This is a genomic window from Pseudomonas sp. SWRI154 (assembly GCF_014268645.1).
In the GTDB taxonomy this organism is placed as follows: Bacteria; Pseudomonadota; Gammaproteobacteria; order Pseudomonadales; family Pseudomonadaceae; genus Aquipseudomonas; species Aquipseudomonas marvdashtae.
In genome coordinates this window covers 328,934-347,279 of record NZ_JABWQW010000002.1, presented here as the reverse complement: position 1 = coordinate 347,279, position 18,346 = coordinate 328,934, and the positions used below count along the sequence as shown (strand labels likewise).

Below are 18,346 nucleotides of genomic sequence, written 5' to 3'. Positions count from 1 at the left end.
AAGCTGGGCGAAAGCCTCTGGAAACCTTAACTCAAATAATCAAAACCCGTGAAGCACCTCGACGCGGTTGCATCGAGCTACCGGATTTGCGCACCAAAGCGGTTCGTCTGCCTGTGGTAAATCGACGAGCCGTTTCAATTTGGTGCGCTGGTGGCTAGAGCGAACCGCTTTGGTGCTTTTCAATTTCTTCAGGCCTGCCCATACCATGGAAAATATGCAAAGCGCTGTGGACAGTCTCGTCCATAGTTCCAACACGCTGTTCATCCTGCTCGGCGCGGTCATGGTTCTGGCCATGCACGCCGGTTTCGCGTTTCTGGAGGTAGGAACCGTACGACAGAAGAACCAGGTCAACGCCTTGTCGAAAATCCTTAGTGATTTTGCCGTGTCGACCCTCGCCTATTTTTTCATAGGCTATTGGATCTCTTACGGCGTGACCTTCCTGCAACCTGCGGCGGTACTCAGCGCCGACCATGGTTACAGCCTGGTGAAGTTCTTCTTCCTGTTGACGTTCGCTGCCGCGATCCCGGCGATCATCTCCGGAGGAATTGCCGAGCGCGCGCGGTTCGTACCGCAGTTATGCGCGACGGTGCTTATCGTGGCGTTCATCTATCCGTTTTTCGAAGGGATTGTCTGGAACGGTAATTTTGGCCTGCAGGCCTGGCTTCAGGCGCGTTTCGGTGCCGGGTTCCATGATTTTGCCGGCTCCGTAGTGGTCCATGCGATGGGCGGCTGGCTGGCGCTGGCGGCGGTACTTTTGCTTGGCCCGCGTAATGGTCGCTACCGGGAAGGGCGCCTGGTGGCGTTCGCGCCATCAAGTATCCCGTTTCTGGCGTTGGGTTCGTGGATCCTCATCGTTGGCTGGTTCGGCTTCAACGTCATGAGTGCCCAGACCTTGCCAGGCGTGAGTGGGTTGGTGGCAGTCAATTCGCTGATGGCGATGGTCGGAGGAACCGTGGCGGCGTTGATTGTCGGTCGCAACGACCCGGGCTTCCTGCACAACGGTCCGCTGGCCGGTTTGGTGGCGGTCTGCGCCGGTTCCGACCTGATGCATCCGGTCGGCGCACTGGCGACCGGCGCCATCGCCGGTGCTTTGTTCGTCTGGTGTTTCACCGCAGCCCAGGGCAAGTGGAAAATCGACGACGTCCTCGGTGTATGGCCCCTTCACGGGCTATGCGGTGTCTGGGGCGGAATCGCCTGCGGTATTTTTGGCCAGGACGCCTTGGGCGGCTTGGGGGGGGTCAGCCTCACCAGCCAATTGGTTGGCACGGCGCTTGGCGTGATCATCGCCCTGGTGGGCGGGTTTGTGGTTTACGGTGCGATCAAGGCAGTACTGGGCTTGCGGCTGACGCAGGAAGAAGAGTACTACGGCGCCGACCTGTCGATTCACAAGATTGGAGCGGTCAGCCAGGACTGAACATTGCGCTACGGTTCCTTGTCCTGATTGCCTGGGTAGAACCCGTGGAGCAGGCCATAGCGCTCGTGTCGGACTTGATCCACATGATGCCGGACCCGCTGCTCCGGCAGCCCAAGCATGATCAGCGCGTGAGAAGCCAGCATCAGGCTCGACTCCAGCAACTCCGGGACCACTTCGGTGGCCCCGGCAGCTTGCAACTCGGCCAGTTGGCTGTCGTCCCGGGTACGCACCAGGATCGGCACCTGCTGATTGACCCGCCGGGCCTCCTTGAGCACGGTCATTGCAATGTCCGTCTTGTCTACCGCGATGACCAGCAATCTTGCGCGACCCAGCCCGACGGCGGCGAGCAGGTCTGCCCGGCGTGAGTCGCCATAGTGCACGCATTTCTCGCCGACCGAGGCTTCGCGGATGATGACCGGGTCGTCATCCAGGGCAACGAACCCCAGCCCCTCCCGGCGTAGAAAACGCCCGATCGACTGTCCTACGCGACCATACCCGCAAATGACCACATGACCTGACAAGCCTGCGTTGAGCTCGCTGATCTGGTCCAGCTGCGCTTCTTCGTTGGGCTTGCGATGGAGCCGGGCGGCTATGGCTGGCGCGGCGCGCAGCAATAGCGGCGTCAGCAGCATCGAGCAGAACGTGGCGGCCAGCAACAGCCCGCCGATGTCGGCGGGCATGAGGCGGTTCTGTTGCATCAGTGCCATGAGGGCGAAACAGAATTCGCCGCCCTGGGCCAGGGCCAAGCCGCTGCGCCAGGCGGTTTCGCCATCGCTGCCGCGCCACTTCACCAGCGCGGCGACCACGCCGCCCTTGATGATCATCAATCCCAGCGTCAGCCCCAGGATCAGCGGGCCATCCTCGACGAACAGTTGCAAGTCGATCAGCATGCCGATGCTAACGAAGAACAGTCCCAGCAGGATATCGCGGAATGGCCGTATATCGGCCTCGATCTGATGCCGATAGTGGCTTTCGCCAAGCAACATGCCAGCGAGGAATGCCCCGAGGGCCGGCGACAGGCCAAGCAGGTGAGTAAGCCATGCGGTCAGCAGCACGATCACCAGGGCCAGCAACACAAAAAGCTCGGCGGACCGGGACGCCGCTACTTCGTGGAACAGCCGTGGCAGCAGCAAGCGGCTGGCCAACAGCAAGCCGCCGAACAGCACCAGGGTCTTGCCCAGCGTCAGGGGCAGCGCCCAATACCAGGCGTGCTCGCTGCTGCCGGCAAACACCGGCACCAGGGTCAGGAGCAGTACCGCGACGACGTCCTGGAACAGCAGCACGCCGATGGCATTCTGGCCGTGACTGGTGAAAATCTCCCCCAGGCTGGTCAGCTCCTTGCTGACGATGGCGGTGGAGGACAAGGCCAGCCCGGCGCCGAGCAACAGTGCCGCCATCGCCGGAGCGCCGCAGCCCACCAGCAGGGCGCCCAGCAGCGCTCCCGAACCCACCACCTGCAAGCTGCCGAGTCCGAACACCACCCGGCGCAATTCGAGCATCTTCGAGAGCGAAAATTCCAGGCCCAGCGAGAACAGCAGGAAGACCACGCCGAGTTCGGCAAGGTCCGGCAGTTCCTCGCTGTCGTTCACCCAGTCCAGCGCGGTCGGGCCGACGGCCAATCCGACGCAGAGATAGCCAAGCACGGGTGGCAGGCGCAGTCGCCGGAACAGGGCGATGACCACCAGGGACGAGGCGAGGATGATCAGCAGGTTGGCAAACAAGGGATACTCCGTTTCAGGTCTGACACTCAGCGTAGAAGAGAAATGAACCGAGCATCGTCGAAAATACGTTTGTGCTCAATGATTTGCGTCAGCGCTTTACCGAAAAATTCTGAATCGCGGCACCCGCCTCGACGGCTTCCCAAGGCAGGCCTAGAATGGCCTTCTATCTTTTTTGGGTCTACCTGCCATGCCGCCTGAATGCCAGTTATTCGGCACCCTGGGATGCCATTTGTGTGAAGTTGCCGAGAACGTGCTGATGCCCTTCGTCGAACATGGCCTGTTGGTGGAGCTCGTGGATATCGCCGAAAGCGAGGCCCTGACCGAGACCTACGGTTTGCGCATTCCGGTATTACGCAGAGTCGACACGGGGGCTGAGTTGGATTGGCCCTTCGATGATCCCGACCGGGTTGCCACCTTCCTGGGTTGATACCTTCCATCCTTTGAGTCACACGCCGCCATTGGCGAAATAAGATTCTTCGGTTACTGTATGCCCATACAGCTATCCGGAGTGCGTGCCTTGGTCAATGTCGAGCAATTGAAAAACAGCGTGAACAGGATGTCCGCGGACGTTGTGCGTGAGGCGGTCCTGGAGTTGCGCCTGGATGGTCTGGTGACCGAAGGGAAAACGCCCTTCAATAAACTGCATTTCAACACCTGTTTCGCCGAGATCGAAGCATTGTTCCAGCGCGCCGGTTATCACAAGCAACTGGATGTGGTGGGTTACCAGGGGTTGTTATATGCATTGTACGACCCAGGGCGTTGGGAGGCGGTCGAGGTGCTGCGCTGGTTGAAAGAGTTCACCGAAGCAGCAGCGAGACCGACGCCAATCCGCGCATGAGCCAATCATTGCTGGGCTGGTTTGCGTGACTATCGGATAATGCCAGCCCCGTAAAAGGTTGAAGAGTCCTTAATGTCTGGTTCATCGTTTTCCGCGGCTCACCATCAGGCGAGCACGCTGTATTTGCCGCCCGGCGCCTGGCAGACAGTGCTCGATTGTCTCTGCGAGCATTTCAGCGCGATCAGCCGCGAGCAATGGCTGGATCGGATCGCCCGTGGACGGGTATTGGACGAAGAGGGCAGGTCGATTCGTGCCGATTTGCCTTACCGTGAAGGTCTGCGCATCCATTACTTTCGGGAAGTCCTCGACGAAAGGCCGATCCCGGTAGTGGAGTCGATTCTCCATGCTGACGAACACTTGGTGGTGGCTGACAAACCGCATTTCCTGCCTGTCACTCCAGCGGGGGAGTACGTTGAGCAGACGTTGTTGCGGCGATTGATTCGTCGGCTGGACAATCCCCATCTGGTTCCCTTGCACCGCATCGATCGCCACACGGCCGGGCTGGTGCTGTTTTCAGCCAATCCGCTGACCCGTTCAGCTTATCAATCGTTGTTTCCGACGCGACGGATCGAAAAACACTACCAAGCCATTGCCCCCGCATTGCCTGGATTGGCTTTTCCGCGCGTGCACAAGAGCCGGATGATCAACGGGGAGCCGTTCTTTCGGATGCAAGAAGGGCCGGGCGAGCCCAATACCGAAACGGCCATTGAAGTGCTTGAAAGCAATGGCGACCTGTGGCGCTACGGCCTGTATCCGGTGACCGGCAAGAAACATCAGTTACGGGTTCATATGAACGCGTTGGGGGCGGGCATCTGCAACGATCCCTTCTACCCCGATGTGGTTCGAGATGCCGAGGATGATTATTCCAATCCACTCAAGTTGCTCGCGCGGGGGTTGCGTTTCATCGATCCGATCACGGGTATGGAGCGCGCCTTTGAAAGCGCGATAACGCTGCGTTGGTAATGACGCCGCTTTCGGACAGGCAACAAAAAGCCCGCAATAGTGCGGGCTTTTCTTCATCTGTTGTGACGTCGAAGATTACAGGTCTTTAACGGTACGAACCTGATCCTTGTTCACGCGAGTCTGCTTGCCATCCAGTTGCTCGAATTCGTAGAAGCCGCTGTCTTCATCGTAATGTGGCGTGTCGACGGCCTGGATTTCGCGACCGTCATTCAAGGTAATCACTGTTGGCGATGCACACCCGGCGAGAGTGGCGAGGCCCAGCGCGAGCATGAAAGTAGCGAGGGTCCGTTGAGTCATGGTGTTTCTCCGAAATGAATTCTTCAAGTTACTGACCTTCAGACGTATACATCGCGAGCAAGTTCCTGGCTAGTGTCAATCTGACACGCCTGCGTGATGGGCGAGTAGCTCCGGTGTATTGAGATTAGCCAGCCGGGGATCATTGGCTGGGCACTGCAAGGCCACGGCATGCAGCATGCGCATGATACGGCCTGGACTGCGTTCGCCTTCATGCCACGCCTGTTCAAACGTTGCTGCCAGCGCAACCGGGATGACGCACAGCAGCGGCTCCCAATGTTCGCCATGACGCACCATCAACGGCTTGTCGGGGTGTTGGCTTGCCGTCTCGCGCATGCTGCCGAGCAGGCTTGCGTCAATCTGCGGTACGTCGCACGGCAGAACCAGCAGATAAGGATGCCGCGCCACCCCGAGGCCCGCACGGATGCCTGCCAGTGGGCCGGGGAAATCCCCTTCCTCGTCATGCACCAGCTGATCTGCGTACAGGGCGTAACGTTCCGGGTTGCGGTTGCAGGAGATGATCAGGTCATCGCTCAAGGTCCGGGTCTGCCGATGAAGGTGGGCAATCAACGGTTCTCCGTGCCATTCCAGCAAACCCTTGTCTTGCCCGCCCATCCTTTGCCCGCGCCCGCCCGCCAGGAGCAGGACGGAACAGGGCGGCAGGGGATTGTTCGAGGTCATCGTGTGTCTCCGCACGGGCGAAAAAATCAGGCGCTGTGATATAACACCAGGCTGTTTCCTCTACAACTGGAAGAGCCTATGAAAGCCAAGGCTGATGTACCTTTCGTGCCGCTCAATGTCGCGGTACTGACTGTCAGTGATACCCGTACCCTGGAAACCGACACATCGGGGCAGGTCTTTGTCGACCGGCTCACGGAGGCAGGGCATAACCTCGCGGCGCGGGTGTTGCTAAAAGATGATCTGTACAAGATCCGCGCGCAAGTCGCCACCTGGATTGCCGACGAGGTAGTGCAGGTGGTGCTGATCACTGGTGGTACTGGCTTCACCGGTCGTGACAGCACTCCCGAGGCCGTTGCGTGCCTGTTGGACAAACAGGTCGACGGATTCGGCGAATTGTTCCGGCAGATATCCGTGGCGGACATTGGTACCTCTACGGTGCAATCTCGAGCACTGGCCGGCCTGGCCAACGGTACGCTGGTGTGTTGCCTGCCGGGTTCAACCAATGCGGTGCGCACCGGATGGGACGCAATCCTGGCTGAGCAATTGGATGCGCGGCATCGGCCGTGTAACTTCGTGGCTCATTTGAAACAGGCGGCTCCTTGTGAATCCCGTGGGTAAACCCGGCAAGACTGGGGCCTTGATGGCCGTCGAGGTCGCGCTGGAGCGGTTGCTGGAGATGGCGGCGTCTTCGCCGATCGTCCAGCGCGAGCGGGTGCCCCTGGCGCAGGCGGAGGGCCGGGTGCTGGCCGAGGATCTGGTGGCGACGCTCGATCTGCCGCCTTGGCCCAACAGCGCCATGGACGGCTACGCTTTGCGCCTGGCCGACTGGCAAGGCGAGGCGCTGGTGGTCAGTCAGCGGATTTTCGCCGGACAGGCTCCAGAACCCTTGGCTGCGGGAACTTGCGCGCGAATCTTCACGGGGGCGCCCGTTCCGGTCGGCGCCGATTGCGTCGAGATGCAGGAAAACGTCGTGGTCGAAGATGACCAGCGGGTATGGTTCACCCAGCCGCTGACGAGCGGGCAAAATATCCGCCCCCAGGGGCAGGAAACAACCGTCGGCGAACAGGTCCTGTGCGCTGGTACTCGCCTGGGTCCCATCGAACTGGGACTTGCGGCATCCTTGGGTTGCGCATCGCTGGAAGTGGTGCGCAAAGTGCGCGTTGCAGTCCTGTCCACGGGCGATGAACTGGTGGAACCTGGCCAGCCCCTGGGGCCGGGGCAGATCTACAACAGCAACCGCGTGCTGCTTTGCGGGTGGCTGCAGCGTCTGGGTTGCGAGGTCGTGGATGCAGGCATCCTGCCTGACGATTTGTCCGCTACCCGCCGGTGCCTGGCCGGGCTGGCAGATGTCGACCTGATCCTTTCCACGGGTGGGGTCTCGGTGGGTGAGGCCGACTTCCTCGGCATAGCGTTACGTGAAGAAGGTGAGCTGACGCTTTGGAAGCTCGCCATCAAGCCTGGGAAACCGCTGACATTCGGACATTTCCGTGGGATGCCGGTAATAGGTCTGCCCGGAAATCCCGCTTCTACGCTGGTGACTTTTGCACTGTTGGCTCGGCCATATCTACTGAGACGCCAAGGCGTTCAGTCTGTGGAACCGCTCAAGTTCAAGGTGCCCGCCGGTTTCGTCTGGCCGAAGGCGGGCAGTCGGAGAGAGTACTTGCGAGGCCGTATTGAAAATGGCCGCGCAGTTATTTACCGCAACCAGAGCTCGGGCGTCTTGCGAAGTGCAGCCTGGGCCGACGGGCTGGTCGAGGTCCTCGAAGAGCGAACGTTGGTCCAGGGCGATGAAGTCAGCTTTATTCCCTTGAGCGAAGTCTTGGGTTAGCTCTGATTCAACATGTTCAGGCCCGAGTAGGTACTCGGGCCTCTACTTGTAATCCTTAGCGCGACAGTAACGTCACCAGTTGGTCGAATCGGTTGTTCGCGACCCAGCCCAGCAATCCGATCACCACCGCCGCCGCACCGGCCAGATAGGCAAGTCGGTGTCGAACCGCCTTGACGTCGGTACGGATTTCATCCATGTCCCTTCGGATGTACTTGAGGTGGGTTTCCAGTTCAACGACGCGCGGTTCCAAATCAGTTCCTCCAGTAGGCTTACTGCAGCTTTTTCCTTCGTTTTGCCCATCGGCTCGTTCACCCCCGAAGGGTACGAACCGCCGGGGCGATACCTTGTATTCATGGCTATGCATGGGGCGTTTCTCCCCGGCAAACATGATTTTTCCCGCGATCAAGCGGACCTCTACGGGCCGTGGCATATCCGTCCATGGGCAACACATCCTTCTAAATGATCGATTTACCGCTTCAACGTAACCTGATGCCAAGGTGTCTCAATATGACTAGAGGGTCAATTGAACTGATTCGCCAAGACTTGTAAGAAAATTCCTTGAATAAGGAAATCCCTGAGTGAGGCCGTCCGGTCTTTTGTGACAGCGAAAGGCAAGTCGCGTGTTTTTTTTAAAAGATTGAACGAGTCCGGGCTTTTTCGGCTGCGCGGGCGGTCTCATTCCTGAACCTTTCCAATGACGGAGACAACGATGAGCAAAGGCAAGGCGCTATTGATCCTGCACGGCAAGCAGGCGCTCAACGAGGAGGTTCGCGCGGCAGTGATGCTAAAGCGCAAACAAGGCTGGGATCTGGCGGTTCGGCTGACTTGGGAAGCCGGCGATGCCCAGCGATGTGTCGAGGAAGCACTGGACGCCGGTTACACTCAACTGATCGCTGGTGGCGGCGACGGAACCTTGCGCGACATCGCCGAGGCCATCGCCCTGCAGGCGGGTGATGCCAGTCTGGTGTTGCTGCCGCTGGGCACTGCCAATGATTTTTCTCGGGCGGCGGGGATTCCGCTGGACCCGGAGCAGGCCCTGGATCTACTCGACGTTGCGCCCCGGGCGGTTGATCTGGGCGAGGTCGGTGGACGGATCTTCCTCAACATGGCCACCGGCGGTTTCGGCAGTCAGGTCACTGCGAATACTTCCGAGGACCTTAAAAAAGTCCTTGGCGGTGCCGCCTATCTGTTTACCGGCCTTTCACGATTCAGTGAGCTGAGTGCTGCCTATGGCGAGCTGCAGGGCCCCGGTTTTCATTGGCGTGGCGATCTGTTGGCGCTGGGTATAGGCAATGGTCGGCAGGCTGGAGGGGGGCATGTGCTGTGCCCTGAGGCGCTGGCCGACGATGGGTTGCTCGATATCAGCATCCTGCCCGCACCTCAAGAAGTAGTCAGTACCCTCAAGGATCTGTTGTCCGGCGGCCTGGGTATCGACAACATGTTCGTACGGGCGCGCTTGCCATGGGTGGAAATCAAGGTAGCCCAAGGTCTGGATATCAATCTGGATGGCGAACCCTTGGAGGTCGATGATCTGCGTTTCACAGTGCGGCCCAAGGCGTTGCGCGTGCACTTGCCATCGGATTCGCCTCTATTGGGGTCTTCGGGCCTGCTCAGTCGTCCAGGCTGATAATCTGCTCGCGTACCGCAAATAGCACCAACCCCGCGACATCATGGATTTGCAGGCGCTTCATGATCTGGGCTCGGTGGGTTTCCACGGTCTTGATGCTCAGGCTCAGGCCGTTGGCGATTTCCCGGGTGGATTTGCCGCGAACGATCAATCGCAGGATTTCCAACTGGCGAGCGGTCAGGTTATGGGTCTGGGCAGGATCGGGTTGGTGTTTTTGAACACGGGTCAATGCTTGGTTGATCACAGTATGGGCAATGGCCGGGCTGAGGTAGCGCTCGTTATTGCGCAGGGCATCCAGGGCGTGTTCCAGCTCGGTGGCAGTGGTGTCTTTGAGCAGATAACCATGGGCTCCGGATTCCAGCGCCTGCATGATCAGCGCGGGATCGGTGTGCATGGACAGGATCAACACCTTGCTGTTGGGACGCGCTTGCTTGAGTTGCTGCAAGGCTTGCAGGCCGCTGGTGTCTTTCATCGAAATATCCAGCAGAACGATATCCGGATCGAGCCGTTCCACCAGTTCCAATAGCTGTGCGCCGTCGTTGGCTTCGCCGATGACGGCGTAGCCAGGCAGATCCAGGACAAGGGCGCGCACCCCGGCCCGGATCAGCGAGTGGTCATCTACCAAAAGCAAATTACAAGTCAATGGAGAACCTTATTCTTGCTGGCCCGTTCCAGGGTGCGAGGCGCCCAGGGAATGCGAGCTTCGATATGCGTGCCTTTTCCGGCCTCGCTGGTAACCTTGAGGGTGCCGCCCAGTTGTGCGACCCGCTCGGCCATGCCGGCCATGCCGCGTTGCCCTTCGCGGGCGGGATGGGGGGCCGGGACGAATCCCTGGCCGTCATCGCTGATCAACAACGTCAGGCCTTCGGGCAGGCGTTGCAGGCGTACCAGGAGATTCGTCGCCTGGGCATGGCGCAGGATGTTGGTGACCGCTTCCTGGGTGATGCGAAAGGCGGCGACCGTCATTTCTTCCGGTATGCCGGCCATGCGCTGCTGACAGTCCAGGCTCCATTTCACCGGCGTATTGGCCAGCGTCTTGAGCAGGTGCGCGCGCAGGCTGGCTTCGAGTCCCAGGCTGGTCAGCTGTCTCGGGTTGAGGATGGCCGACACGTCCCGCACTTTATTCAGGGTTTCGTCCAGCGTCTCGCAGAGCACGGAGCATTGGCTTTGCAAATCTTCCGGCATGCGCCGTTTGAGCCATTCGCTTTGCAGCTTTGCCGCGGTCAGTAATTGCCCGATGTCGTCGTGCAGTTCGCGGCTGAGTCGATGGCGCTCGTTTTCCTGGACTTCGAGCAGCCGATCCGCCAGTTCCTGCGGTTGGAACTTGATGGACTTTCGCGACAGTCGATAGTGGATCCAGACACAGGCAAGGGCCGCTACATTCAATGCCAGCAAGCTCAACGGCATGGTGACGGCCGTCAGGTAGGCCAGCAGGCAGCCGAGGGTCGAGCAGATGCACAGCAGCAACGTGAACCGGCGGGCATTTTCTCGGGAGGGTGGCCAGGATATAAGTGACTTGAAGCTGGCGTACATAGCGGATGGAGCCAATGGATGTTCGCTGCGGGCAGGCCGGTCAGCGCATCTGACGGGCCGGGTCGGGTAAACGTTTCAGGTCGGGGACGGCTTCAGTTGGCGACGGCTGTTCGAAGCGACTGACGCGAGACATAGTACCACTTCAAATATCGTTGGTCGCGTTCGGCTTGGCGGCTGTAATGCCCAGCGAGCCGGATACCTGATCGCGAGCCGTAACGAGCGACTTCAGGCTTGTTTCTGAGCGAAGGGGACCACTGCCAAGGAGCGCGGTGGTTGTAATACCTCGCAAGGATTTTGGCCTACCTGAAAAGCAAATGCTTCGATCAGAGAGGTCTGTTCACTGTTGTCCAGGCCCAGCTTGCCGGTGGTGTGATCGACCAGTTCCAGTTGCCAGGCCATCAGTGTGAAACAATCTTTCAGCGCGTCCAGCGCTTGATCGTGCAGCTCCATGTGATGTTGCGCATGAGTGAGCAAGCCATGGATGTGCAGCGAAAACTCCGAAACGGCCTCCAACGCCAAGGCATCGGCCTTGTTTGCCAGCTTCAGCAAGGTGCTGAGCATGCAATCAATGGCGTCCTTGTCGTTGTTGATCAATTGCAGGTGGCTCAGGCATTCCTCTGACTTGGCCAAGAGCGTCTCGGCTTCAATCAGGAACTCGGGAAGGCGCTGGCTCCAGTTCTTGCGATCGTTCGGCATGCTTATCTCCACAACATCATGTCAGGCGAAAGTGATCGCGTGTGGCGAACGGCTGGGTCTCATGGCCGACAACGAGCGACGGCACGTCGCCAGCCTCTGCCGCTCGGCCAACGCCGGCTCGCAAACGATTGCACCAGCAAGATCGGCCGAACGACTGAAAGTCCGATGTCCTACGGTCGCGCACAAGGGCCTGACTCCATTCAGCAATGAGAATGGCGTCACATTAATGGCTATTGGATAGCGGGAATATCAGGTTAGGCCTGATTGTGCCTAGGGGAATCCCTTAGGCAGGGGAACTTTGCGCGCAAACCGAAGTCGCGCAGCGAGAAAATTACGGGTAGAGACGGGAAGTCAGTAAAACATGATGTTAATGTGACATCAATGCCCCCATGCAGCTATTTCATGTCGGGGTCAAGAAACGGCTCATGCAGCCGATAAAGCCTTTACAGGATTCATCCGAACAAGCCCAGGAGTCATCGATGGCCGGCATTCTCGACACAGTAGATCAACGAACCCAACTGGTGGGTGAGAATCGCCTGGAAATTCTCATGTTTCGCCTGGCGGGGCGGCAGTTGTTCGCTATCAACGTTTTCAAGGTCCAGGAAGTGCTGCAGTTGCCGAAGCTGACGTTGATGCCCCAGCGCCATCCGTTCGTCTGTGGCGTGGTCAACCTGCGGGGCCAGACGTTGCCGGTCATCGACCTGTCCCAGGCCATCGGCATGCGTCCGCTGGTGCCGGGACCGAACAGCACCATCATCGTCACCGAGTACAACCGCTCGGTCCAGGCGTTTTTGGTGGGTGGCGTGGACCGCATCGTCAACATGAACTGGGAAGCCATCCTGCCGCCTCCGACCAGCGCCGGCCGAGAGCATTACCTGACGGCCATCAGCAAGGTGGACGACCAGTTGGTGGAGATCATCGACGTGGAAAAAGTCCTCGCCGAAATCGTGCCTTACAACGCCAAGGTGTCCCGGGACAAACTCGAGGATCCGGTATTGGAGCGCGCCCGCGGTCGTGAAGTATTGCTGGTCGACGACTCCAATGTCGCGCTTTCCCAGTTGCGTGACACCCTGGGCCAGTTGGGCGTGAAGATGCACATCGCCAGCGACGGCCTGAAGGCGTTGAACATGCTCAAGGCGTGGGCGGATACAGGGGAGGTCATGACCGACAAGTTGCTGATGATTTTCACCGACGCGGAAATGCCGGAGATGGACGGCTATCGCCTGACCACCGAAATCCGTAACGACCCGCGCTTGCGCGCGCTCTACGTGGTATTGCACACCTCGCTGTCCGGCAGCTTCAACGACTCGATGGTGAAGAAGGTCGGCTGTGACAACTTCCTCTCCAAATTCCAGCCGGACAAGCTGGTCGATGTGGTGCGTCAGCGGTTGATGCTCGACCGCGGCTGATCGAGGTTTGCTTCGACGGTCGGCTCGTATAAGGTTGCGTTTTTTCGCCACCAGGGAAGTTGATCATGTTGCGGCTGAGCGCGCTGTACCGTTATCCGTTGAAGTCCGGCAAGGGCCAGCTCCTGCAAGGGATTGGCCTGGACAAGCTCGGGCTCGACGGTGATCGGCGCTGGATGCTGGTGGATGAGGCCAGCGGACGGTTCCTGACCCAGCGAGCCGTGGCGAAAATGAGCCAGCTCTCGGCTGTGTGGAACGAGGCGGGTGGTCTGACCCTCAGCGCGCCGGGCCACGGCGGCATCGAGGTGCCGCTGCCGTCCGCCGGCGAAGAACAACGGCGCGGCGTGATCATCTGGCGTGACACCTTGCGCGTGCCGGATGCCGGCGACGAGGCGGCGGCCTGGGTCAGCGGATTCATCGGCAATCCCACCCGGTTGGTCCATGTGCCGGTGGAGTTGGCTCGCACCACGGCGGCCGGCTACGGCAAGGACGACGACAAGGTCGCCTTCGCCGATGGATTTCCGCTGCTGCTGATTGGCCAGGCATCTTTGCAGGATTTATCGAGCAAGGTCGGTCGTCCGCTGGAAATGCTGCGCTTTCGTCCCAACCTGGTGATCGAAGGCAGCGAGGCGTTCGCCGAGGATGGCTGGAAGCGCATTCGCATAGGCGAGGTGGAGTTCCGGGTGGTCAAGCCGTGCTCGCGCTGCATCATGACAACGGTCGATCCGCATACGGGCGAACGTGATCCGAAGCGCGAGCCTTTCGCGACATTGCAGCAGTATCGTTCGACCCCGGATGGCGCGATGTTCGGCCAGAATCTGGTCAACGACGGCGATGGCAGCCTTGAAGTCGGCATGCCGGTCGAAGTGCTGGAATAAAGAACCCTTGAATAGAAATGCCCGTGCCATTCGACACGGGCATTTCTGTTTATGACGTAACCGTTTCTGTGGCGAGGCGGGTTCAGCCGCGATATTCACACAGGTAAGCCGTGTCGACGGTCACCTTGAGCTGGAATTTGCTGTTGGCCGGGACGTTGAACTGGCTGCCAGCGGCAAAGGTTTCCCAGTCAGTGCTGTCGGGCAGTTTAACCGACAGGGCGCCGGAAACGACGTGCATGATTTCCCGCTGGGCGGTGCCGAATTCGTATTCGCCCGGTGCCATGACGCCGATGGTCGCGGGACCTTCGGCAGTGCCGAAGGCGATCGACTTGACGGTGCCGTCGAAGTACTCGTTGACTTTGAACATGGGCGATTCCTCGAGAAAGGGCTGAAAAAGGCCGGCCAGTATGCACAAGGCCACAACGGTCGTCATCTGCCGCGCCGGACCTTGCGGTCAGCCTGTGAGTACCAGGGGCAATAGTCTCGCCGTGTTGCGGGCGTCCTCCAGCGCGCGGTGCTGTTGCCCACAGAATTGCATTCCGGCCAGCTGGAGCGCCCCATTGAGCCCCAAAGGGCGCTCCAGCCGGCGGGCCTTGGCGAAGCGTTGCTTGAGATTCATATGCGGTACTTGGTCGAGAACGCTGTGCAATTGCTGCTGCTGCCATTCCTGAAGCAATTGCTTGCGATCGTAGTCGCCCCAACTGACCCAGCCTTCCAGGCGTGCATGATAGGGCGCCAGCCAATGTTCGAACGCTGGCCAGACCTCGGCAAGCGGTGCTGCACTGTCGACATTGGCCTGGCTGATGTGCGTCAGCTGGCGACAAAAAGAGGTGAGCAGTGGTCGCCTCAAAGGCCGGACAAACCTCTGGAAATGATCCACTTCCCGGCCATCTCGATTCACCAGGGTGGCGCCGATTTCGATAATTTCCATTTCGGTTACCGGCCAGCCACCTTCATCGGTCGTGGCCTCCAGATCAATCACCAGCCATTGAGGCATTGCAAGGTTCCTGGTATCGGCGTGTTCATGGGTTTGAGCGTAGCCAAACCCGGCATATCCGCCTAGTCCTGTCTCGTTCTGCAATATTCCGACGATTCGCTGGCATGCTTGATCCAGACGACCGCGCCCGAGCGCTTGCTTGGCTGCCCCGGTCAGCTTAAATTGCCCGCGCCACCTGGATTTGCTGAAGTGGCCCGCGTTGGCCGATCAACGGTAGGAGAGAGTGGGTGGACGAGCGAAAAGCCCTGCGCGTGATGCATGACTTGGTCGACAACGGGCAACTGACCGACCCGGACAGCGCACGCGGTAAATTGCTTCAAACCGCCGCTCACCTGTTTCGCAACAACGGCTTTGAACGCACCACCGTGCGCGACCTCGCGAGCGCCGTCGGCATTCAATCGGGGAGCATTTTCCATCACTTCAAAAGCAAGGACGAGATCCTGCGGGCGGTGATGGAGGAAACCATCCGCTACAACACCGCGTTGATGCGCGCGGCGCTGGCCGAAGGTGGCAGCGTGCGCGAGCGCGTGTTGGCGCTGATCCGCTGTGAACTGCAATCGATCATGGGCGGTACTGGCGAGGCGATGGCGGTGCTGGTCTATGAATGGCGCTCCTTATCCGAAGAAGGGCAGAGACAAGTGCTGGCCCTGCGTGATATCTACGAAGCTGTGTGGCTCGAGGTCTTGGGCGAGGCCAGGGATGCCGGGTATATTCGCGGGGACGTGTCGATCATGCGGCGCCTCCTTACCGGAGCGTTGTCCTGGACCTCCACCTGGTTTCGCGCCGAAGGCAGCCTGAGTCTTGATGAATTGGCCGAGCAGGCGCTGATCCTGGTGCTGAAAGAACAACAATAATCGAGCTCAGGCGTCAGGGCCGCGCGGTTGGCTAAGCGGCTGCAACCGCCCGGCATCATTGTATTGATGGGAATTCTTGGGGAGTGGTTATCTTGATTTTTTCGCCGATGGGGATGACCTCGCGTGTTCTGCTGGCCGCTCTGGCCCTTTTCTTGATGCTGCCTGTCGAGGCGGCGCAATTGGTCCGGATCGGCGCGGCACATTTTCCGCCTTATACCGTTCGTCCCGAGAGCGGTGCCGACACGGGGTTGCTGCCGCAACTGGTGGAGGCGTTGAATCGATCGCAGGCCGATTACCAGTTCGTCCTGGTGCCCACATCGATCCCACGCCGTTTCAATGACTTCAAGCAAGGCCGGGTCGACATGGCCATTTTCGAGAATCCGGACTGGGGCTGGCAGGATGTGCCCCATACGTTGGTGGACATGGGTCTGGAAGACGCGGAAATCTTCGTAACGCAGAAACTGCCGGATCGCCAGCAGAGCTATTTCGCGGACCTTCGAGGCAAGCGGCTGGCGTTGTTCAGCGGCTATCACTACGCCTTTGCGCAGTTCAACTCAGACCCCAAATTCCTCATCGGCCAGTTCAACGCCACGTTGACCTATTCCCATGACAGCAATCTGCAAATGTTGTTGCGCGGGCGTGCGGACATTGCGTTGGTGACCCGTTCGTACCTCAGCGATTATCTGTTGCGCAATCCCCAGCTCGCTTCCCAGTTTCTGGTCTCCGAGCGTATCGACCAGATTTATCACCATTACGCGCTGGTCCGACCGCAGGCGCCCATTTCTGCCGAGGCGTTTGGTCGATTGCTGCAGAAGTTGCGGGAGGACGGCCAGCTTCTGGCGATTTTCAAGCCCTACCAAATCGAGCTGGTGCCGACCCACACCCACTGAGCGCGCGACTAAATTTCCCCTCCTGGCTCACGTCACACGTTGACTACCGACGAATACGCGAGCCCCTTCAATGTCTCACTTCAATCCTGCGACGACGCTTCCCTTGCCTGGCGGCCGGAGTCTTGGCGCCGATGAAACAGAACGCCACCTCAGCCTGATGCTCGAGGACACGCCGCTGGTCCGGTTGCGCCTGGAGCGCGGTCCCCAATTGCATGTGCATTTGCAGGAACCCAATGATCGGCCTGTAGGCCCGGCGCTCTGGGCGGCTTGCTATTGGTTGTTTGCCAGGGAACCGGGCTGCCAGCAACTGGTCTGGCACCTCGATGAGCGTCCAGGCGAGGCGCTGCTCAGCGGCTTGCTGGTGGGCACCTCGCAGCCCAACGAATACCTGTGCGAGCGCACGCTGTTCTGGCAATTGCCGCAGCCCTGGCTGGGCGAATCGTTCAGCGGCAGTTATCCGCAGCAGATGATCATCACCGATGGCAAGCGCCATCCTCGCCGACCCGTCAAGCCACGAGGCGAAGTGTATCGGCGCTTCGACGCTCGCCTGGGGGCGTGGGTGTCCTTGCGAACCCTGGAAATCGAGCATGACCTGACGCGCTTCAACCGCTGGCAGAACAGCCCGAGAGTGGCCAGTTTCTGGCAGGAAGAGGGCAGCCTGGAGCAGCATCGCGAATACCTGACCAAACTGCAGCACGACCCTCGGGTCCTGACGCTGATCGGCTGTTTCGATGAGCAACCATTTGCCTATTTCGAAGCCTATTGGGCAAAGGAAGATCGAATCGCGCCGTTCTATGAAGCGCGCGACTTCGACCGCGGCATCCACATGCTGGTCGGCGAGGAGCAGCACCGCGGCCCGCACAAGGTGGCGAGCTGGCTGTCGGCCCTGGTCCATTACCTGTTTCTCGATGACCCGCGCACTCAACGCGTGGTGGCCGAGCCCCGCGCCGATAACGCGCGGATGATCGGGCATTTGCATAACCAGTGCTTTCATTGCGAGAAAGAATTCGATTTCCCGCACAAGCGAGCGGCGCTGATGATCCTGGGACGCGAGCGGTTTTTTGAGCGGTGTTCGTTGGTGTAGGCCTTGAAGCCTCATCGCGGGCTTGCTCGCGATGAGGCTTCACAACTACCGATGATCAGCGTCGGGCGAAGGTGTCCGCACGAACCCCTGAGACCTTGCGGCAATGCACCAGGGCGTCGCGGATCATGAAGTTGACCAAGGTCGGCGAGACCCCCAGTTCCTTGGCGATGTCCTTCTGTGGCACGCCGTGCAAACGGTACATCTCGAAGGCGTAGCGGGTACGGCTGGGCAACTCGGTCAGCGCCTCGGCAATGTGCTCCAGCGTGGAAAAATTAATGTGCAAGGTCTCCGGCGAAGCACCCTGGATCACCACGTTCAATCCTTCCTCTTCCGGCCCCGAGTATTTCTGTTCAAGCGCCTGCTTGCGGTAATGATCGATCGCCAGGTTGCGCACGATCTGGAACAGGTAGCTGAGCTGGGCCTTGAAAGATGAGGTGATCTGTGGCGCTGATTGCAGTCGGAAAAACGCATCCTGTACGACGTCTTCGGCGCGGGACCGGCAACCGGTGATACGCGCCGCGATCTTGACCAGAATTGTTCGGTTATCGACAAAGGCTTGAAGTAGCGGTGAGTCGCACCTGCTTGTGGAGACTTGTTCCGTCATGGAATTCACCTTGCTGCAATTAGTTAGCAGGACGACGG

Annotated in this window: 22 protein-coding genes; 12 read left to right on the top strand and 10 right to left on the bottom strand. The window is 59.6% G+C overall.

Features of this window, described 5'->3' with window-relative positions; all coding sequences use genetic code 11:
- Positions 1-205 precede the first annotated feature (205 nt).
- Positions 206-1,414, top strand: coding sequence for an ammonium transporter (locus HU806_RS03525; RefSeq protein ID WP_186609921.1), 1,209 nt, complete (start codon positions 206-208; stop codon positions 1,412-1,414).
- An 8-nt stretch (positions 1,415-1,422) separates the two neighbouring features.
- Here the strand turns inward: HU806_RS03525 and HU806_RS03520 are convergent, their stop codons facing one another.
- Complete coding sequence (locus HU806_RS03520) at positions 1,423-3,135, bottom strand: cation:proton antiporter (RefSeq protein ID WP_186609920.1); 1,713 nt, start codon at positions 3,133-3,135, stop codon at positions 1,423-1,425.
- 187 nt (positions 3,136-3,322) lie between these two features.
- Between HU806_RS03520 and HU806_RS03515 the strand changes: the two genes are divergently transcribed.
- The 3 genes from HU806_RS03515 (at position 3,323) to HU806_RS03505 (ending at position 4,936) form a co-directional block, all read left to right on the top strand.
- Positions 3,323-3,562, top strand: coding sequence for a glutaredoxin family protein (locus HU806_RS03515; RefSeq protein WP_186609919.1), 240 nt, complete (start codon positions 3,323-3,325; stop codon positions 3,560-3,562).
- Positions 3,563-3,652: 90 nt separating this feature from the next.
- Positions 3,653-3,973, top strand: a complete 321-nt coding sequence (locus tag HU806_RS03510) for a transcriptional regulator (protein WP_186609944.1) — start codon at positions 3,653-3,655, stop codon at positions 3,971-3,973.
- 72 nt (positions 3,974-4,045) lie between these two features.
- Positions 4,046-4,936 carry a pseudouridine synthase gene (locus HU806_RS03505; protein ID WP_186609918.1) on the top strand — a complete coding sequence of 297 codons (891 nt, stop codon included), beginning with the start codon at positions 4,046-4,048 and terminating at the stop codon, positions 4,934-4,936.
- Positions 4,937-5,011: 75 nt separating this feature from the next.
- Here HU806_RS03505 and HU806_RS03500 read toward each other — a convergent pair whose 3' ends face one another.
- Together HU806_RS03500 and mobA are read right to left on the bottom strand one after the other, a co-directional pair.
- Positions 5,012-5,233 (bottom strand): YgdI/YgdR family lipoprotein, encoded by a 222-nt coding sequence (locus HU806_RS03500; protein WP_039588986.1) that lies wholly within the window; start codon positions 5,231-5,233, stop codon positions 5,012-5,014.
- Positions 5,234-5,308: 75 nt separating this feature from the next.
- The gene (gene mobA / locus HU806_RS03495; RefSeq protein WP_186609917.1) at positions 5,309-5,911 is read right to left on the bottom strand and encodes a molybdenum cofactor guanylyltransferase MobA; all 603 of its coding nucleotides are present in this window, start codon (positions 5,909-5,911) and stop codon (positions 5,309-5,311) included.
- 78 nt (positions 5,912-5,989) lie between these two features.
- Here mobA and moaB point away from each other — a divergent pair, with 78 nt between their 5' ends.
- Both moaB and HU806_RS03485 read left to right on the top strand, forming a co-directional pair.
- Positions 5,990-6,529 carry a molybdenum cofactor biosynthesis protein B gene (moaB, locus tag HU806_RS03490; protein ID WP_186609916.1) on the top strand — a complete coding sequence of 180 codons (540 nt, stop codon included), beginning with the start codon at positions 5,990-5,992 and terminating at the stop codon, positions 6,527-6,529.
- A 22-nt stretch (positions 6,530-6,551) separates the two neighbouring features.
- Entirely contained in the window at positions 6,552-7,739 is a 1,188-nt protein-coding gene (locus HU806_RS03485; RefSeq protein ID WP_186609943.1) for a molybdopterin molybdotransferase MoeA, read from the top strand.
- 55 nt (positions 7,740-7,794) lie between these two features.
- On the opposite strand, the gene HU806_RS26430 is transcribed toward HU806_RS03485, so the two are convergent.
- Positions 7,795-8,103, bottom strand: a complete 309-nt coding sequence (locus HU806_RS26430) for a hypothetical protein (protein ID WP_238350106.1) — start codon at positions 8,101-8,103, stop codon at positions 7,795-7,797.
- A 345-nt stretch (positions 8,104-8,448) separates the two neighbouring features.
- On the opposite strand from HU806_RS26430, the gene yegS reads away from it, so the two are divergent.
- Positions 8,449-9,366, top strand: coding sequence for a lipid kinase YegS (gene yegS / locus HU806_RS03475; protein WP_186609914.1), 918 nt, complete (start codon positions 8,449-8,451; stop codon positions 9,364-9,366).
- On the opposite strand, the gene HU806_RS03470 is transcribed toward yegS, so the two are convergent.
- From HU806_RS03470 to HU806_RS03460, 3 genes are all read right to left on the bottom strand, one after another.
- On the bottom strand, positions 9,350-10,009 hold the full coding sequence (locus tag HU806_RS03470; RefSeq protein WP_186609913.1) for a response regulator: 660 nt from the start codon (positions 10,007-10,009) through the stop codon (positions 9,350-9,352). The genes yegS and HU806_RS03470 overlap by 17 nt on opposite strands.
- Complete coding sequence (locus tag HU806_RS03465; RefSeq protein ID WP_186609942.1) at positions 10,006-10,899, bottom strand: sensor histidine kinase; 894 nt, start codon at positions 10,897-10,899, stop codon at positions 10,006-10,008. The genes HU806_RS03470 and HU806_RS03465 overlap by 4 nt, the downstream gene beginning before the upstream one ends.
- A 225-nt stretch (positions 10,900-11,124) precedes the next feature.
- Positions 11,125-11,595 carry a hypothetical protein gene (locus HU806_RS03460; protein WP_186609912.1) on the bottom strand — a complete coding sequence of 157 codons (471 nt, stop codon included), beginning with the start codon at positions 11,593-11,595 and terminating at the stop codon, positions 11,125-11,127.
- A gap of 479 nt (positions 11,596-12,074) precedes the next feature.
- Between HU806_RS03460 and HU806_RS03455 the strand changes: the two genes are divergently transcribed.
- Both HU806_RS03455 and HU806_RS03450 read left to right on the top strand, forming a co-directional pair.
- Positions 12,075-13,004 carry a chemotaxis protein CheV gene (locus tag HU806_RS03455; RefSeq protein WP_186609911.1) on the top strand — a complete coding sequence of 310 codons (930 nt, stop codon included), beginning with the start codon at positions 12,075-12,077 and terminating at the stop codon, positions 13,002-13,004.
- A gap of 65 nt (positions 13,005-13,069) precedes the next feature.
- Positions 13,070-13,879: an MOSC domain-containing protein gene (locus HU806_RS03450; protein WP_186609910.1), complete on the top strand. Its 810-nt coding sequence runs from the start codon at positions 13,070-13,072 to the stop codon at positions 13,877-13,879.
- Positions 13,880-13,961: 82 nt separating this feature from the next.
- Here the strand turns inward: HU806_RS03450 and ppnP are convergent, their stop codons facing one another.
- Complete coding sequence (gene ppnP, locus HU806_RS03445) at positions 13,962-14,246, bottom strand: pyrimidine/purine nucleoside phosphorylase (protein ID WP_186609909.1); 285 nt, start codon at positions 14,244-14,246, stop codon at positions 13,962-13,964.
- Positions 14,247-14,333: 87 nt separating this feature from the next.
- On the bottom strand, positions 14,334-14,876 hold the full coding sequence (locus HU806_RS03440; protein WP_186609908.1) for a 3'-5' exonuclease: 543 nt from the start codon (positions 14,874-14,876) through the stop codon (positions 14,334-14,336).
- 227 nt (positions 14,877-15,103) lie between these two features.
- Here HU806_RS03440 and HU806_RS03435 point away from each other — a divergent pair, with 227 nt between their 5' ends.
- The 3 genes from HU806_RS03435 (at position 15,104) to HU806_RS03425 (ending at position 17,704) form a co-directional block, all read left to right on the top strand.
- Positions 15,104-15,730, top strand: coding sequence for a TetR-type transcription factor C-terminal domain-containing protein (locus HU806_RS03435; protein WP_186609907.1), 627 nt, complete (start codon positions 15,104-15,106; stop codon positions 15,728-15,730).
- 113 nt (positions 15,731-15,843) lie between these two features.
- The gene (locus HU806_RS03430) at positions 15,844-16,620 is read left to right on the top strand and encodes a substrate-binding periplasmic protein (protein ID WP_186609906.1); all 777 of its coding nucleotides are present in this window, start codon (positions 15,844-15,846) and stop codon (positions 16,618-16,620) included.
- 70 nt (positions 16,621-16,690) lie between these two features.
- Entirely contained in the window at positions 16,691-17,704 is a 1,014-nt protein-coding gene (locus HU806_RS03425) for a GNAT family N-acetyltransferase (protein WP_186609905.1), read from the top strand.
- A 55-nt stretch (positions 17,705-17,759) separates the two neighbouring features.
- On the opposite strand, the gene HU806_RS03420 is transcribed toward HU806_RS03425, so the two are convergent.
- Entirely contained in the window at positions 17,760-18,308 is a 549-nt protein-coding gene (locus HU806_RS03420) for an RNA polymerase factor sigma-70 (RefSeq protein WP_186609904.1), read from the bottom strand.
- Between the last annotated feature and the right edge of the window lie 38 nt (positions 18,309-18,346).

What these genes read in the sequence shown, in the direction of transcription:
- HU806_RS03525 (WP_186609921.1), top strand. Translation starts at nt 206, where the DNA reads ATGGAAAATATGCAAAGCGCTGTGGACAGTCTCGTCCATAGTTCCAAC.
- HU806_RS03515 (WP_186609919.1), top strand. Translation starts at nt 3,323, where the DNA reads ATGCCGCCTGAATGCCAGTTATTCGGCACCCTGGGATGCCATTTGTGT.
- HU806_RS03505 (WP_186609918.1), top strand. Translation starts at nt 4,046, where the DNA reads ATGTCTGGTTCATCGTTTTCCGCGGCTCACCATCAGGCGAGCACGCTG.
- HU806_RS03500 (WP_039588986.1), bottom strand. Translation starts at nt 5,233, where the DNA reads ATGACTCAACGGACCCTCGCTACTTTCATGCTCGCGCTGGGCCTCGCC.
- mobA (WP_186609917.1), bottom strand. Translation starts at nt 5,911, where the DNA reads ATGACCTCGAACAATCCCCTGCCGCCCTGTTCCGTCCTGCTCCTGGCG.
- moaB (WP_186609916.1), top strand. Translation starts at nt 5,990, where the DNA reads ATGAAAGCCAAGGCTGATGTACCTTTCGTGCCGCTCAATGTCGCGGTA.
- HU806_RS03485 (WP_186609943.1), top strand. Translation starts at nt 6,552, where the DNA reads ATGGCCGTCGAGGTCGCGCTGGAGCGGTTGCTGGAGATGGCGGCGTCT.
- HU806_RS26430 (WP_238350106.1), bottom strand. Translation starts at nt 8,103, where the DNA reads ATGCATAGCCATGAATACAAGGTATCGCCCCGGCGGTTCGTACCCTTC.
- yegS (WP_186609914.1), top strand. Translation starts at nt 8,449, where the DNA reads ATGAGCAAAGGCAAGGCGCTATTGATCCTGCACGGCAAGCAGGCGCTC.
- HU806_RS03465 (WP_186609942.1), bottom strand. Translation starts at nt 10,899, where the DNA reads ATGTACGCCAGCTTCAAGTCACTTATATCCTGGCCACCCTCCCGAGAA.
- HU806_RS03460 (WP_186609912.1), bottom strand. Translation starts at nt 11,595, where the DNA reads ATGCCGAACGATCGCAAGAACTGGAGCCAGCGCCTTCCCGAGTTCCTG.
- HU806_RS03455 (WP_186609911.1), top strand. Translation starts at nt 12,075, where the DNA reads ATGGCCGGCATTCTCGACACAGTAGATCAACGAACCCAACTGGTGGGT.
- HU806_RS03450 (WP_186609910.1), top strand. Translation starts at nt 13,070, where the DNA reads ATGTTGCGGCTGAGCGCGCTGTACCGTTATCCGTTGAAGTCCGGCAAG.
- ppnP (WP_186609909.1), bottom strand. Translation starts at nt 14,246, where the DNA reads ATGTTCAAAGTCAACGAGTACTTCGACGGCACCGTCAAGTCGATCGCC.
- HU806_RS03440 (WP_186609908.1), bottom strand. Translation starts at nt 14,876, where the DNA reads ATGCCTCAATGGCTGGTGATTGATCTGGAGGCCACGACCGATGAAGGT.
- HU806_RS03430 (WP_186609906.1), top strand. Translation starts at nt 15,844, where the DNA reads ATGACCTCGCGTGTTCTGCTGGCCGCTCTGGCCCTTTTCTTGATGCTG.
- HU806_RS03425 (WP_186609905.1), top strand. Translation starts at nt 16,691, where the DNA reads ATGTCTCACTTCAATCCTGCGACGACGCTTCCCTTGCCTGGCGGCCGG.
- HU806_RS03420 (WP_186609904.1), bottom strand. Translation starts at nt 18,308, where the DNA reads ATGACGGAACAAGTCTCCACAAGCAGGTGCGACTCACCGCTACTTCAA.